The organism is Amycolatopsis granulosa (assembly GCF_011758745.1).
In the GTDB taxonomy this organism is placed as follows: domain Bacteria; phylum Actinomycetota; class Actinomycetes; order Mycobacteriales; family Pseudonocardiaceae; genus Amycolatopsis_E; species Amycolatopsis_E granulosa.
The window spans coordinates 4717621-4730926 of sequence record NZ_JAANOV010000001.1; the positions used below are offsets into that span (position 1 = coordinate 4717621).

The following is a 13306-nucleotide window of genomic DNA, read 5'->3' on the forward strand; positions in this document are numbered from 1 at the left end:
CGAAGGAGAGTTGCACGTGTCCAAGGTGTTCGGCGCGGCCGCCGACGCGATGGCCGGCGCGTTGCGGGACGGCATCACGATCGCGGTCGGCGGCTTCGGCCTGTCCGGAATTCCCTACGACCTGATCGAGGTCGTGCGCGACTCCGGGATCGGTGACCTGACGATCGTGTCGAACAACATGGGCGTGGACGGCAAGGGCCTCGGACTGCTGCTGGAGAACAAGCAGGTCCGCAAGGTGATCGCGTCCTACGTAGGGGAGAACAAGCTGTTCGCGCAGCAGTACCTGGACGGCGCGATCGAGGTGGAGTTCGCGCCGCAGGGCACGCTGGCCGAGCGGATGCGCGCCGGTGGCGCGGGCATCCCGGCGTTCTACACCAGGACCGGCGTCGGCACCCCGGTCGCCGAGGGCAAACCGCACGCCGAGTTCGACGGCGCGACCTACGTGCAGGAACGCGGGATCGTCGCGGACCTGGCGCTGGTGCACGCGCACACCGCCGACCGCGAGGGCAACCTCGTGTACCGGATGGCGGCCCGCAACTTCAACCCGGTGGTCGCCACCTGCGGCCGGGTGACCGTGGCCGAGACCGAGGTCTTGCTGGACGGCTACGTCGACCCGGACCTGGTGATCACCCCGGGCGTGTTCGTCGACCGGCTGGTGGTCGCCGCACCGCGGGTTAAGGAGATCGAGAAGCGCACGGTGCGCCCGCGGGCGCTGACCGGAACGGAGGCGTGACCATGGGCTGGAGCCGCGACGAGATGGCCGCGCTGGCGGCGGCGGAGCTGCGGGACGGGGACTACGTGAACCTCGGCATCGGCATCCCCACGCTGGTGGCGAACCACATCCCGGAGGGCGTCCGGGTCACCCTGCAGAGCGAGAACGGCATCCTCGGCCTCGGCCCGTTCCCGTTCGAGGGCGAGGAGGACGCCGACCTGATCAACGCCGGCAAGCAGACGGTCACCGTCCAGCCCGGCGCGAGCTTCTTCGACTCGGCGACGTCGTTCGCCATGATCCGCGGCGGGCACATCGACCTGGCGATCCTCGGTGCGCTGCAGGTCGCCGCGAACGGCGACCTCGCGAACTGGACCGTGCCCGGCGCGCTGGTGAAGGGCATGGGCGGCGCGATGGACCTCGTCGCCGGCACCAAGCGGATCATCGTGATCACCGACCACGTGGCGAAGGACGGCAGCCCGAAGATCGTCGAGACGTGCACGCTGCCGCTGACCGGCGCGGGGGTGGTCGACCGGATCATCACGGACCTGGCGGTGCTGGACGTGACGCCGGAGGGGCTGCGGCTCGTGCGGACCGCACCGGGCGTCACGGACGACGAGCTGCGCGACAAGACGGGCGCGAAGGTCCTGGAACCCCTGGCGAGCTAGGACTTCCGGCGCGGCGCGGGCGATCCCGTCACGCGCGGGGGCGGACTCCGGTGGCCTGGCGCCATTCGCGTCAGCGGTCCGCCTCCGCGAGGGCCCGCCGGGCCGCCTCGCGGGCCTCCGCGAGCGATGCGGTGATCGTCAGGATGCCGTCGAGGCCCGTCATCTCCAGCGGGCGGGTCACCACCGGGGTCGGGCAGATCAGCGCCAGCGCCTGGTCGGCGGAGTGGCATTCGGCGGCGGTCTCCACCAGGACGGCCAGCCCGAGCGAGTCCAGGTGCTCGACCTCGGACAGGTCGAGGATGAGGGTGGTCAGCGGGACCGGGCCGGTGCTGTCGCGCGCCTCCTTGACGGCTTCCCGGACCCGGGAGGCCGTGCCGAGGTCGACCTCACCGATGATCGCGACGATCGCTTCGCCTCCCTCGCGTGTCCAGCGGGTGGCGAAAGCCTGGGGCACGATCCCTCCATCGTCCGTACGGTCAGCCTGCACACCTTACCGGCAGTACCGCTGGTGACGCGGAGCAGGACCACCGGCGGCCGGGCCGCCGGTGACCCGTCTTGCGTGCGGCCCCCGGTTTACCCGGCGCGGCAGCCGGTGAAACCGGTCCACAGTGCACGCGCCGGCGTCAGGACAGTGCGTCCGGCAGGCCGAAGTGCGCGAAGTGTTCCCGCCCCAGGAACGAAGTGATCCCGGCGATCCGGCCGTCCCGCGGCGACAGCACGGTGATGGACCAGGCTTCGAACGTCCCGCCGGGTGCGGAGCGCAAGTACGCGGCGACGCCGGTCGATCCGTTGGTGCCCACCAGGCGGTGCCGCCAGTCGCCGCAGGTGGCCAGCGGGTACTGCCGCGCGAAGGACATCACCGCGCCGGTTCCGCGGTACCAGTGCGGCATCGGTGGCATCGCCCACGTCACGTCCTCGGTCAGCAGCGCCACGAGCGCATCCGCGTCGCCGCGCTCCAGCGCGCCGGCGTAGGCCGCCGCCAGGGTGCGCATCGTGGCGTCGGACGGTGCCGGAACGCGTGCGGGCATGGCCCGCCGCGCCCGTTGCAGCGCCGAGTTCACCGACGCGGCCGAGGTGTTCATCATCGTCGCGATCTCGGCCGCGGAGAATCCCAGGACCTCGAACAACAAAAGCGCGGCCCGCTGGTTCCCGGGCAGGTGCTGCAACGCGGCCACGAACGCCAGCTCCACCGCCTCCCGCTGTTCGGCTCGCGGGCCCGGTCCGGCCGGGTAGGGGCCGAGCCACGCGACCTCCGCGCGGGGCGCGTTCCCGGTGACCACGTGGTCAGCGGCCGGCCCGAGGTCCATCGGCAGCGCCCGCCGGCCGCGCCGCTCCACGGCGTCCAGGCAGACCCGCGTCGCCACGGTGTACAGCCACGACCGCAGCGAAGCGCGGCCCTCGAAGCGCGCCAGCCCGCGCCAGGCACGCAGCAACGCCTCCTGCACCGCGTCGTCGGCGTCGTGCACCGAACCCAGCATCCGGTAGCAGTGCGCGTGCAGCTCCGGGCGCAGCGGCTCGACCAGCCGGGCGAACGCGGGTCCGTCGCCCGTGCGCGCCCGCTCCAGGTCCACGGCCAGTTCGGTCACGAGCGATGATTCTGCCGCACGACGGCGGTCTCCACTTCGGAAAGCCAATCCCGGGAGGAACCATGAACCACACCGTGACCGCGAGCTCACTGCGCGTCCCCGGCGCCGAGCTCTACCACGAGGTCCGCGGACAGGGCCCGCTCGTCGTGCTCGTCGGCGCACCGATGGACGCTCGCCCGTTCGCCCCGCTCGCCGGCCTGCTCGCCGACGGCCACACCGTCCTCACCACCGACCCGCGCGGCATCAACCGCAGCCCGGTCGACGATCCCGGCCTTGATGTGACACCGGAGACCCGCGCCGACGACCTGGCCCGGCTCATCCGGCACGTCGACGCGGGACCCGCCACCGTGCTGGGTTCCAGCGGCGGCGCGGTGAGCGTGCTCGCGCTCGCGCAGGACCACCCCGAGCTGATCAGCAAGGTCATCGCGCACGAACCGCCGCTGCCGGAGCTGCTCCCCGACCGCGACGCTCTGCGCGCGCAGAGTGAGGACATCATCGCGACCCATTTCGCCGGCGATCGCGTCGGCGCGTGGCGGAAGTTCCTGGCGATGGCGGACATCGACCTGCCGGAGGCGGTGTTCCAGCAGATGTTCGCCCAGGAGCCCAGCCCGCAGGACCTCGCCGATGCGGACTTCCAGTACGCCCACCTGTACCGGCCGACGACCCGCTGGCTGCCGGACGTGGCGAAGCTGCGTGCGCTGGGCGACCGCCTCGTGATCGGCATCGGCGCGGACTCCGCGGGCCAGATCTGCGACCGCACCTCCCGCGCCCTCGCCACGCTCGTCGGCATCGAGCCCGCCCCGTTCCCCGGCGATCACACGGGTTTCGCCTCGCAGCCGGACGCGTTCGCGGCCCGGCTGCGCGAGCTTCTCTGACCGGCAGGTGGGGCCGGCTCCCGAGGTATCAGGACGGTAAAGGTGTGCGTCCACCACTGGTGTCCGCGCAACGCGCGCTCTAGGTTGCCAGGGAACTAGTCAAACCTTTGATCTTCTTTCCAACGGCGGGAAGGGATGGACATGACGCAGACCCCCGAGGCCTCGGCCCGGATGAGCCGGTCGCGCGACCGCGGGCAGCTGCGCCGCGTCGTCGGTGCGAGCCTCGTCGGTACGACGATCGAGTGGTACGACTTCTTCATCTACGCCTCGGCCGCGGGCCTGGTGTTCGGCAAGCAGTTCTTCCCCTCGCTGGACGCCACCGCCGCGCTCCTGGCGTCGTTCGCGACCCTCGGGGTGAGCTTCGTCGCGCGGCCGATCGGCGGGATCGTCGCCGGGCACCTCGGGGACCGGGTCGGCCGCAAGGCGGTGCTCGTCGCGACGCTGCTGCTGATGGGGCTGTCCACGATCGGCGTCGGCCTGCTGCCCTCCTACCACTCGATCGGCGTCGCCGCGCCGATCCTGCTCGTCGTGCTGCGGCTGCTGCAGGGCCTGTCCGCCGGTGGCGAGTGGGGCGGCGCGGCGCTGATGTCGGTCGAGCACGCCCCGGCCGGCCGGCGCGGCTACTTCGGCTCGTTCCCGCAGATCGGCGTGCCGATCGGGCTGCTGCTGGCGAACCTGGTGTTCTTCAGCGTCTCCGCAGCCACCACCGCCGACCAGTTCGCCCGGTGGGGCTGGCGGATCCCGTTCCTGCTCAGCGTCGTGCTCATCGCCGTCGGCTTCTTCGTGCGGGCCCGGGTTTCCGAGAGCCCGGTGTTCAGCGAGCTGCGCGAACGCCGGGCCCGCCGGTCCGCGCCACTGGCCGAACTGCTGCGCACCAACCGCCGCGAACTGGTCGTCGCGATCGGGCTCTTCATCGCCAACAACATGGTCGGCTACATCCTGATCGCGTTCATCAACTCCTACGGCACCCGCACGCTCAAGCTGTCCAGCTCGACGATGCTGTTCGTCGGCATGGTCGGCGCGGTCGCCTGGGGTGTGTTCACCGTCGCCGCCGGGCACTGGTCGGACACCTGGGGCCGCCGGCGCACCTACCTGATCGGCATCCTCGCGATGGGCGCGTGGACGTTCCCGTTCTTCCTGCTCTTCGACACCCGTGCGCTGCCGCTCATGCTGCTGTCGGTGGTCGTGCTGGGTTTCGGTCTCGGGCTGACCTACGGCCCGCAGGCCGCGGCGTACAGCGAGCTGTTCCCCGCCTCGATCCGGTACAGCGGTGTCTCCTTCGCCTACGCCTTCGGCGCGATCCTCGGCGGCGGGTTCGCTCCGCTGGTGTCGACCTGGCTGGTCGGCGAGACCGGCACGTCGCTCGCGGTGTCCGGTTACATGCTGCTGGCCTGCCTGGTGACGCTGGCCGCGGTGCTGGCCCTGCGGGAGCGGCCGGCCGCCGAGCGGGAGGCGTTCGTCACCGGCGCCCAGTAGCTCACCGGCGCCGGTCGGCGGGGAACGAGGTGTCCACGCGCTCCTCCTCGTGGTACGCGCGTTCCTCCGCGTAGGACTCGTAGGCGCGGTGGTCGGCCTCCGTCTCCGGGGGGCCGGCCAGCGCGCGCGGGTGCAGCCGGTCCGTGAGCACCACGTTGAGCTGCGCCCCGAGCAGCGTCACGATGCCCTGCAGGTAGAACCACCACAGCAGCGTGATCACGGTGGCGAACGTGCCGTAAGTGCTCTCGGCGTTGCGCAGGTACCGGCTGATGATCAGCGACGACAGCGTTTGCAGGACCCAGAACAGCACACCGGACAGCACCGCGCCGGGCAGTACGTCCCGCGTGGTGATGTCCCGGTCGGTCAGGATCCGGAACGCCGCGATGAACAACCCGATGTCCAGCACGATCGCGATGGCGTACCCGAGGATGCTCCCCAGCCAGCCCAGGTGCAGCAGGTCGCTGCCGCTGGAGACGAACCCGCTGATCATCGTGCTGATGACCAGGCCGAGCCCGATCGTCACCAGTACGAGCACGCTGCGCACGATCTGCTTGGGCAGGCTGGGCCGGGCGTGGTAGGGCAGTTCCCACACCGCGTTGAACGCGTTCTGCGTCGCGCGCACCACCGCGATCCCGCTCCACAGCGCGGTGACCAGCCCGACGGTCAGCGCCCACCACGACCCGCTCAGCCCCTGCATGGACGACGGGTTCAGCAGCGGGAACATCCTGCTCACGTGCCCGAGGACGTCGTTCTTCAGGTGTTGCGGCACGAAGAACCCGAGCAGGGTGATCAGGACGAGGAACAGCGGGAAGATCGAGAAGAACGCCCAGAAGGCGATCATGCTCGCCAGGTTCGTGGACCGGTCCTCGACGAACTTGCGGGCCACCGCGACCGGTACGGACAGCGCCTTGTGCTCCTGCTGCACCGCGTCCACGCGGTCGAGGCCGGCTTTGGCCCTGCCGGCAACGCTTTCCCTGTTGTGCTGGCTCACGGTTGCACTCCCACCGTCGGCGTCTGCGCGTGGCGGTGAGCTACCCCGTGCGGCGGCGGGTCAACCCGCCTGGGGGAGACGGGCCTCGCCGAGGGTGGAGCGGAGCACCGCGCGGTGGGTCTGCTTCGCCTCCGCGTAGCGGCGCCGGCCGGCGTCGGTGAGGGCGACGAAGATGCCGCGCCGGTCCTGCTCGCACATCGCGCGCGTGACCAGGCCCTCCTTCTCCAGGCGCGCGACCAGGCGCGAAGTGGCGCTCTGGCTCAGGTGCACGGCGGCCAGGAGGTCCGCCGAGCGGCACTTGTGATCGCAGGTCGCGAGCCGCTCGAGGGCCTCGAACTCGCTGACCCCGATGCCGTGCTCGTCCTGCAGGCGGCATTCCAGCTCGCCGGAGACGGTGGCGTGCAGGGCCATCAGGTCATGCCACTGCTGCACGAGGGAGCCTTCGGCGACGTCACCCATGGCGCACACCCTAGCATGCGCGCGGGTTTGATGCAAAGACATTAAATCCTCTTGCATTAGATGCGCACGCATGTAATCTGGTTGCCATGACTTCTCCCGCCCACCTGTCCACCGCCTCGACGCGATGGGACGCCCGGCTGTGGGCCGTGCTCCTGACCGTGTCCACCGTCGTGGGTTTGGACGCCCTCGACGTCTCGATGGTCGGCGTCGCGCTGCCCTCCATCCAGGCCGACCTCGGCCTGTCCACCAACGCACTGCAATGGGTCGTGAGCGGATACGTCCTCGGCTACGGCGGGCTGCTCCTGCTCGGCGGCCGCACGGCCGACCTGCTCGGCCGGCGCCGGGTGTTCCTCGTCGCGGTGGCCGTGTTCGCGGTCGCCTCGCTGCTCGGCGGTCTCGTCGACGACGGCGCCCTGCTCATCGCGAGCCGGTTCGTCAAGGGCCTGGCGGCGGCCTTCACCGCGCCGGCGGCGCTGTCGATCATCACCACCACGTTCCAGGAGGGCCCGGCCCGCAACCGCGCCATCAGCATCTTCGCGGTGTTCGGCGCCAGCGGGTACTCGGCAGGCCTGGTCTTCTCCGGGCTGCTGACCGAGGTCGGCTGGCGCTGGACGTTCCTGCTGCCGGTGCCGATCGCGCTGATCGCGCTGGTGTCCGCGATCAAGGTCGTCCCGGCGTACGAGCGGGACCGCTCGGCCGGCGGCTACGACCTGCCCGGCGCGATCACCGGTGCCGCTGGTTCGCTGCTGCTGGTGTTCGGGGTCGTCGAGGCGCCGGCGGCCGGCTGGGCCGCACCGCGGACCCTGATCACGTTCGCCGTCGCGGTGGCGCTGCTCATCGCGTTCGTGCTGATCGAGAAGCGCAGCGCGCACCCGCTGCTGCGGCTGGGGATCCTGCGGTCCGGACCGCTGGCGCGGGCGAATCTCGGGGGTGCGCTGTTCTTCGGCGCCTACATCGGGTTCCAGTTCGTCGTGATGCTGTACCTGCAGGACGTGCTCGACTGGTCGGCGCTGGAGACCGCGCTCGGGTTCCTGCCCGCCGCGCTGATCGTCGCGTTCGTCTCGCCGCGCATCGAGCCGCTGATCGACCGGCTCGGCACGCCCGTCACGATCCTCGGCGGCGTGCTGGCGCACGTGATCGGGTACGCGTTGTTCCTGCGGATCGACGAGCACTCCGGGTACGCGGGATCGGTCCTGCCCAGCATGATCCTGCTCGGCATCGGGTTCACCCTGGCGTTCTCGTCGCTGAACATCCAGGCGACCACCGGGATCAGCGACAACGAGCAGGGGCTGGCCGGTGGCCTGCTGAACACCTCGCTGCAGGTCGGCGGCGCGATCGGGCTCGCGATCGTCACGGCGGTCCTCACCGGCAGCGGCAAGGGCTCACTGCTGACCGGGCTGACCCCCGCGCTGGCGGTCATCACCGGTATCGCCGCCCTCGGGCTGCTGATCGCGATCTCCGGCGTGGTGCGCCCACGCCGCCTCGCCGCGGAGCCGGAGCTGGCACGCGTCTGAGGATCCGGGGGATGTGCGGGGCCTGTCGTCGGGGGACGGGCCCCGCACACACGCGTCCGCACCCACCCGCATGCGGGTCGTGGAAACCGTCCCCGGCGCTCCTGAAACCGGCGTGAAGCCCGGCTGAAGCCGCTTCCCTCGAGAGTCGCTCCCACACGAGGAGCACTCACCACGAGGAGGGGCGTTGACCACCACCACGAACCCGGCGATCGAGGTCGCCGGGTTGCGCAAGGCGTTCGGGGACAAGGTCGTGCTGGACGGGATCGACCTGCGCATCCCGGCCGGCTCGACCTTCGCCCTGCTCGGGCCCAACGGCGCGGGCAAGACAACCATGGTCCAGATCCTGTCGACCTACCTGCGGGCCGACTCCGGCAGCGCCCGCATCGCCGGGCACGACCTCGCCACGCAGGCCGACCAAGTGCGCGCCGCCATCGGCGTCACCGGCCAGTTCTCCGCCGTCGACAACAAGCTCACCGGCGAGGAGAACCTGTGGCTGATGGCCGACCTGCACCACCTGCCCAAGGCCGAGGGTCGCCGCCGGGCCGCGGACCTGATCGAGCACTTCGACCTGGTCGAGGCGGGCAAGAAACTCGCTGCGGTCTACTCGGGCGGCATGCGCCGTCGGCTGGACCTGGCGATGAGCCTGGTCGGCGAGCCGCGCATCATCTTCCTCGACGAGCCGACCACCGGACTCGACCCGCGCAGCCGCCACACCATGTGGGACATCATCCGCGACCTCGTCGCCCGCGGCGTCACCGTCTTCCTCACCACCCAGTACCTCGAGGAGGCCGACGAGCTGGCCGACCGCATCGCGGTGCTCGACCACGGCGTGCTCGTCGCCGAGGGCAGCCCGGCCGAGCTCAAGCGCCGCATCCCCGGCGGGCACGTCGAACTGCGCTTCGCCGACGCCCGCACCCTCGACCTGGCCGCCCGCACGTTCGGCGAGGTCTCCCGCGACGACGAAGCCCTCACCCTGCAGATCCCCGGCGACGGCGGCGTCCGCTCGCTGCGCGCCCTGCTCGACCGCATGGATCACGCCGGCATCGAGGCAGAGGCCCTGGCGGTGCACACGCCCGACCTCGACGACGTCTTCTTCGCCCTGACCGGACACCCCACGGAAGAGAAGGTTTCCCGCTGATGCCCGCGCTCACCGACTCCGCCACCATGCTGCGGCGCAACCTCCGCCACGCGCTGCGCTACCCGTCGCTGACGCTGAGCGTCGCCGCGATGCCGATCCTGATGCTCCTGCTGTTCAACTACGTCTTCGGCGGCGCGATCGGCGCCGGCCTCACCGGCAGGCCCGCCGGCGGCGACTACCTCGCCTACCTGGTGCCCGGGATGCTGTTGCTCACCGTGGGATCGGCCACGATGCCGGTCGCCGTGGCGATCTGCACCGACCTGACCGAGGGCATCGTCGCCCGCTTCCGCACCATGGCGATCGCCCGCGCGTCCGTCCTCACCGGACACGTCCTGGGCAACGTGATCCAGGCCGTGGCGAGCCTGGTGATCGTCCTCGGCGTGTCCCTGCTGCTGGGCTTCCGCAGCTCGGCCGGGGTCGGGGACTGGTTGCTCGTGGCCGCTGTCCTGCTGCTGCTCACGCTCGGGCTCAGCTGGTTCTCCGCCGCGCTCGGCCAGATCTCCAAGACACCCGAGGGGGCGAGCAACATCGTGATGCCGATGACGTTGCTGCTGCCGTTCCTGTCCAGCGCTTTCGTGCCGCTGGAGTCGATGCCGGCCGGCATCCGCTGGTTCGCCGAGTACCAGCCGTTCACCGCGGTCATCGAGACCCTGCGCGGGCTGCTCGCCGGCACGCCGGTCGGGTGGTACGGCTGGGCCGCGGTCGGCTGGGGGGTGGGCATCGCCCTGCTCGGCTACCTGTGGTCGAAGGCCCTGTTCAACCGCGAACCGACGCGCTGACCAGCTCCAGCGCCGCCGCGCGCAGCTCGTCCGGGCCCAGGCCGGCGTACTCCGACACCGCGGCGGAGTACGCCGGCCCGTCCGCGTTCACGACCGCGGCCCGGATCCCGGCGGGGCTCATCGTGGGCTGGAAGTTGCGCAGGAACCCCATGTGTTCGGCCAGCGCGATCATCCGCACGCCGGTCGGGTCGCCGCGGTCCAAGGCCACCATGCCGGCTGCCACGAGCGCCGCCCCGCGCACCGGCATCCCGATCAGGTACGCGGGCAGCTTCGCCGCCCGCTCGCTGAACAACTGCGCGACCAGCACCGGCAGTTCGCCAATCAGGTCCCCGATCAGGTCAAGCCGGCCGTGCTGCGCGTGGGCGACCACAGTGACGGCGGTCAGCTCCAGCGTCCAGGCATCCAGCCAGGGCGCTTCGCGCAGGCCGAGGAAGCCGTTGGCGCGCTGACGGGCGACGGCCTGCCGCCAGAGCACGAGGCCGCGGTCGACCTCGTTCCGCGCCAGCGCGATCTCGGCGCGCACGCCCATGTCGAAGGTGAGCACGTCGAACCGGTCTTCCACGCCGGCGGAGCCGGACCCGGCGAGCAACCGTTCTGCCTCGTCGACCTCACCCGCTTGCAGTGCGGCGAGCATCAGACCCCAGCGGAGCCCGAGCGTGTCGGGCCAGGGCGTCACATCCTCCACCAACCGGATGGCCGCCCGCAGGTGCCGGCTGGCCGACACCGCGTCGCCGCGCTGCAGGTACAACTCGCCGATGCGGGCGTGTGTCATCAGCCGTAGCCACGCACCGCCCGCCTCCGCAGCGGCCTCAAGCATGCGCAGGGCCGCGGTGAGCGCCTGGCCGGCATCACCCTCGGTTTCCCACCGGTAGCTGTCCACGGCGCGCGCGACGAAGGCGAGCAGCGGGAAACCGCTGTCGCACAAGGCTTTCAGGGCGCGGCGGTCGGGAAGCATGATCTCGGGGAACGCGCACAGCGTGATCGACAGCGCCCGGATCAGGGTCGTCGGCGGCGCTTCGGGCAGACGCCGCAGGACGATCAGCGAGCGCATTGCGCGGGGGCCGCGGAGCATGAAGGCCGTCACGGTGCACGCGGCGGCCGCGCTCCGCGTCACCTCGACGAACGCGGGCTCGGGGTGGAAGTGCGCCAGCACGTCCGGGACCTCGACGGCCAGGCCGGCGAGGCGACCGAAGTTGGAGTCGAACATCCAGAGGGCGCCCAGCGCCGCAGCCGCGGCCGCGACCGTCGGGCCGTCGGCGCGTTCGAGGCCCAGCCGGAGCGCCGCCGCGAGGTTGTCCCGTTCGGCCCGGATCCGTTCGGTGGCCGCGGAGGGGTTGTCCGCGAACACCGCTTCGTGGTGCGCCCGACCGAAATCCTGCGCCCAGGCGAGAAAATCGCCGGTGGCCCGGTCGGTTTCACCCGCCTCGTCCAGGCGGGCGGCACCGAACTCGCGGACCGTCTCCAGCATCCGGAACCGGGTGCCGGCGGGAGTGTCGCTCACCTTGAGCAGGGACTGCCCGGTCAGTTCGTCGAGGACGTCGAGCGTGTCCCGCTCACCGAGCAGGTGCCGGGCGGCGTCCTCGGTGAACCCGCCGGGGAAGACCGACAGCGCGCGCAGTCCGGCCTGGGCGGGTTCGTCGAGCAGGTGCCAGCTCCAGTCGACGACCGCCGCCAGCGTGCGGTGCCGCTGCGGCGCGTCGCGCGGGCCGCCGCGCAGCAGCGCGAACCGGTCGGTGAGCCTGCGGGCGATCTCGGCGACCGACAAGACCCGCACCCGCGCGGCCGCCAGCTCGACGGCGAGCGGTAGTCCGTCCAGGCGGCGGCACAGGCCGGCCACGATGTCCGCGGGCAGGTCGGCATCCGGCCGTGCAGCACGGGCTCGCTGCGTGAACAGCTCGACCGTCGCGGCCAGGCCCAGCTCCGGCAGCGGGTAGACCGATTCCGACGACAGCCCCAGCGGAGCCCGGCTGGTGGTCAGCACCCGCACGTCCTGGGTTCTCGAGACCAGCGCCCCGACCAGCTCGGCGACCCCGTCGAGGACCTGCTCGCAGTTGTCCAGGATCAGCAACGCCGGAGCGGCACCGAGGACCTCGGCGACGCCGGACAGTTCGTCGGGTGGGAGCGGGGACCGCGACCGCAGCAGCTCCCCGACCCCGAGCGCGCTCGCGACGTGCCGCACCACGTCGCCGTCGGTGCGGACGGCGGCCAGCGGGACGAAATGCACCAGCGGCTGTTCGGCATCCCGCCCGACGGCGTGCGCGATACGGGTCTTGCCGATACCGCCGGGGCCGGTGATCGTGGTGACCCGGGACCGGCGCAGCAGGCTGCGGATCGCCGCGAGGTCGTCGGTGCGGCCGACCAGGGGATTGGACTCGTGCGGAATACCGTGCCGGACGGCCGGCGCGCCCGCGCGCAACGTTTCGCGGTGCCACGCCTGCAGCTCGGCGTCCGGGTCGGTGCCGAGGTCGTCGCGCAGCTTCCGGCGGTAGGCCTCGTACCGCGCCAGTGCGGCGGACGGGCCGACCGTGGCGGACTCCGAGCGCAGGAGTTCCAGCAGCACTTCCTCGTCGCGCGGGTGCTCGCGGGCCGCGTCGGTGAGCGGTTCGATCGCCTCGGCGTGACGGCCCAGCCGGGACAGCGCCAGCCCACGGGCGCGGACCAGGAACCGGTGCGCGGGACGGAGTTCGCGACGCAGGGTGGACAGCGGGTCCAGTGCGTCGTCCGCCGTGCCGTCCCACAACCGCAGCCCGGCCTCGGCTTCGGCGAGCGCGGTGCGCGGGTCGCCGGTGCGGGCTGCGGACGCGTGCCGGTGCAACGCGGTGGTGTCGACCTGGCCCGCGGTCAGTGTGAGCCGGTAGCCGGCCGGTGTGCTGGCGATCAGGTCGGCGCCCAGCTGGGCGCGTGCCCGCGAAACGAGGATCTGCAGGGCTTTGACGGGGTTTTCCGGTTGTTCGTCCGGCCACAGCCCCTCGATCAGGCGGCCGGTCCCGCACCCGCCGGGCAGGTCGGCAGCGAGCAGCGCGAGAAGGTCCCGCAGACGCGGCGCGGTGATTTCGCGGCCGCGGCAGACGACCTCCGGCAAGAGGCGCAGCTCGACGGTCACCGGAGTAG

General features: G+C 71.8%; 12 protein-coding genes. 7 read left to right on the top strand and 5 right to left on the bottom strand.

What is annotated here, in order from left to right:
- Positions 1-16 precede the first annotated feature (16 nt).
- Both FHX45_RS23165 and FHX45_RS23170 read left to right on the top strand, forming a co-directional pair.
- On the top strand, positions 17-733 hold the full coding sequence (locus FHX45_RS23165; RefSeq protein WP_167105805.1) for a 3-oxoacid CoA-transferase subunit A: 717 nt from the start codon (positions 17-19) through the stop codon (positions 731-733).
- 2 nt (positions 734-735) lie between these two features.
- Positions 736-1377, top strand: a complete 642-nt coding sequence (locus FHX45_RS23170; RefSeq protein ID WP_167109358.1) for a CoA transferase subunit B — start codon at positions 736-738, stop codon at positions 1375-1377.
- Positions 1378-1447: 70 nt separating this feature from the next.
- Here FHX45_RS23170 and FHX45_RS23175 read toward each other — a convergent pair whose 3' ends face one another.
- Positions 1448-1831, bottom strand: a complete 384-nt coding sequence (locus FHX45_RS23175) for an STAS domain-containing protein (RefSeq protein WP_167105808.1) — start codon at positions 1829-1831, stop codon at positions 1448-1450.
- 169 nt (positions 1832-2000) lie between these two features.
- A complete protein-coding gene (locus tag FHX45_RS23180; protein ID WP_167105810.1) occupies positions 2001-2963 on the bottom strand; it encodes an RNA polymerase subunit sigma-70 in 963 nt (320 codons plus the stop codon).
- A 62-nt stretch (positions 2964-3025) separates the two neighbouring features.
- On the opposite strand from FHX45_RS23180, the gene FHX45_RS23185 reads away from it, so the two are divergent.
- Together FHX45_RS23185 and FHX45_RS23190 are read left to right on the top strand one after the other, a co-directional pair.
- On the top strand, positions 3026-3838 hold the full coding sequence (locus FHX45_RS23185; RefSeq protein ID WP_167105812.1) for an alpha/beta fold hydrolase: 813 nt from the start codon (positions 3026-3028) through the stop codon (positions 3836-3838).
- Between the two features lie 141 nt (positions 3839-3979).
- Positions 3980-5314, top strand: a complete 1335-nt coding sequence (locus FHX45_RS23190) for an MFS transporter (RefSeq protein WP_167105814.1) — start codon at positions 3980-3982, stop codon at positions 5312-5314.
- 1 nt (position 5315) lies between these two features.
- On the opposite strand, the gene FHX45_RS23195 is transcribed toward FHX45_RS23190, so the two are convergent.
- The gene (locus FHX45_RS23195; RefSeq protein ID WP_167105816.1) at positions 5316-6305 is read right to left on the bottom strand and encodes a YhjD/YihY/BrkB family envelope integrity protein; all 990 of its coding nucleotides are present in this window, start codon (positions 6303-6305) and stop codon (positions 5316-5318) included.
- A 60-nt stretch (positions 6306-6365) separates the two neighbouring features.
- Positions 6366-6764 (bottom strand): MarR family winged helix-turn-helix transcriptional regulator, encoded by a 399-nt coding sequence (locus tag FHX45_RS23200; RefSeq protein WP_167105818.1) that lies wholly within the window; start codon positions 6762-6764, stop codon positions 6366-6368.
- Between the two features lie 86 nt (positions 6765-6850).
- On the opposite strand from FHX45_RS23200, the gene FHX45_RS23205 reads away from it, so the two are divergent.
- The 3 genes from FHX45_RS23205 to FHX45_RS23215 all read left to right on the top strand — a co-directional run bounded on the left by FHX45_RS23205 (position 6851) and on the right by FHX45_RS23215 (position 10195).
- Positions 6851-8278: an MFS transporter gene (locus FHX45_RS23205; protein ID WP_167105820.1), complete on the top strand. Its 1428-nt coding sequence runs from the start codon at positions 6851-6853 to the stop codon at positions 8276-8278.
- A 184-nt stretch (positions 8279-8462) separates the two neighbouring features.
- Positions 8463-9416 carry an ATP-binding cassette domain-containing protein gene (locus FHX45_RS23210; protein ID WP_167105822.1) on the top strand — a complete coding sequence of 318 codons (954 nt, stop codon included), beginning with the start codon at positions 8463-8465 and terminating at the stop codon, positions 9414-9416.
- Positions 9416-10195, top strand: a complete 780-nt coding sequence (locus FHX45_RS23215; RefSeq protein ID WP_167105826.1) for an ABC transporter permease — start codon at positions 9416-9418, stop codon at positions 10193-10195. Before FHX45_RS23210 ends, FHX45_RS23215 begins: the two co-directional genes overlap by 1 nt.
- On the opposite strand, the gene FHX45_RS23220 is transcribed toward FHX45_RS23215, so the two are convergent.
- Positions 10173-13298 (bottom strand): BTAD domain-containing putative transcriptional regulator, encoded by a 3126-nt coding sequence (locus tag FHX45_RS23220; protein WP_167105829.1) that lies wholly within the window; start codon positions 13296-13298, stop codon positions 10173-10175. The genes FHX45_RS23215 and FHX45_RS23220 overlap by 23 nt on opposite strands.
- Between the last annotated feature and the right edge of the window lie 8 nt (positions 13299-13306).

What these genes read in the sequence shown, in the direction of transcription:
- FHX45_RS23170 (WP_167109358.1), top strand. Translation starts at nt 736, where the DNA reads ATGGGCTGGAGCCGCGACGAGATGGCCGCGCTGGCGGCGGCGGAGCTG.
- FHX45_RS23185 (WP_167105812.1), top strand. Translation starts at nt 3,026, where the DNA reads ATGAACCACACCGTGACCGCGAGCTCACTGCGCGTCCCCGGCGCCGAG.
- FHX45_RS23190 (WP_167105814.1), top strand. Translation starts at nt 3,980, where the DNA reads ATGACGCAGACCCCCGAGGCCTCGGCCCGGATGAGCCGGTCGCGCGAC.
- FHX45_RS23200 (WP_167105818.1), bottom strand. Translation starts at nt 6,764, where the DNA reads ATGGGTGACGTCGCCGAAGGCTCCCTCGTGCAGCAGTGGCATGACCTG.
- FHX45_RS23205 (WP_167105820.1), top strand. Translation starts at nt 6,851, where the DNA reads ATGACTTCTCCCGCCCACCTGTCCACCGCCTCGACGCGATGGGACGCC.
- FHX45_RS23215 (WP_167105826.1), top strand. Translation starts at nt 9,416, where the DNA reads ATGCCCGCGCTCACCGACTCCGCCACCATGCTGCGGCGCAACCTCCGC.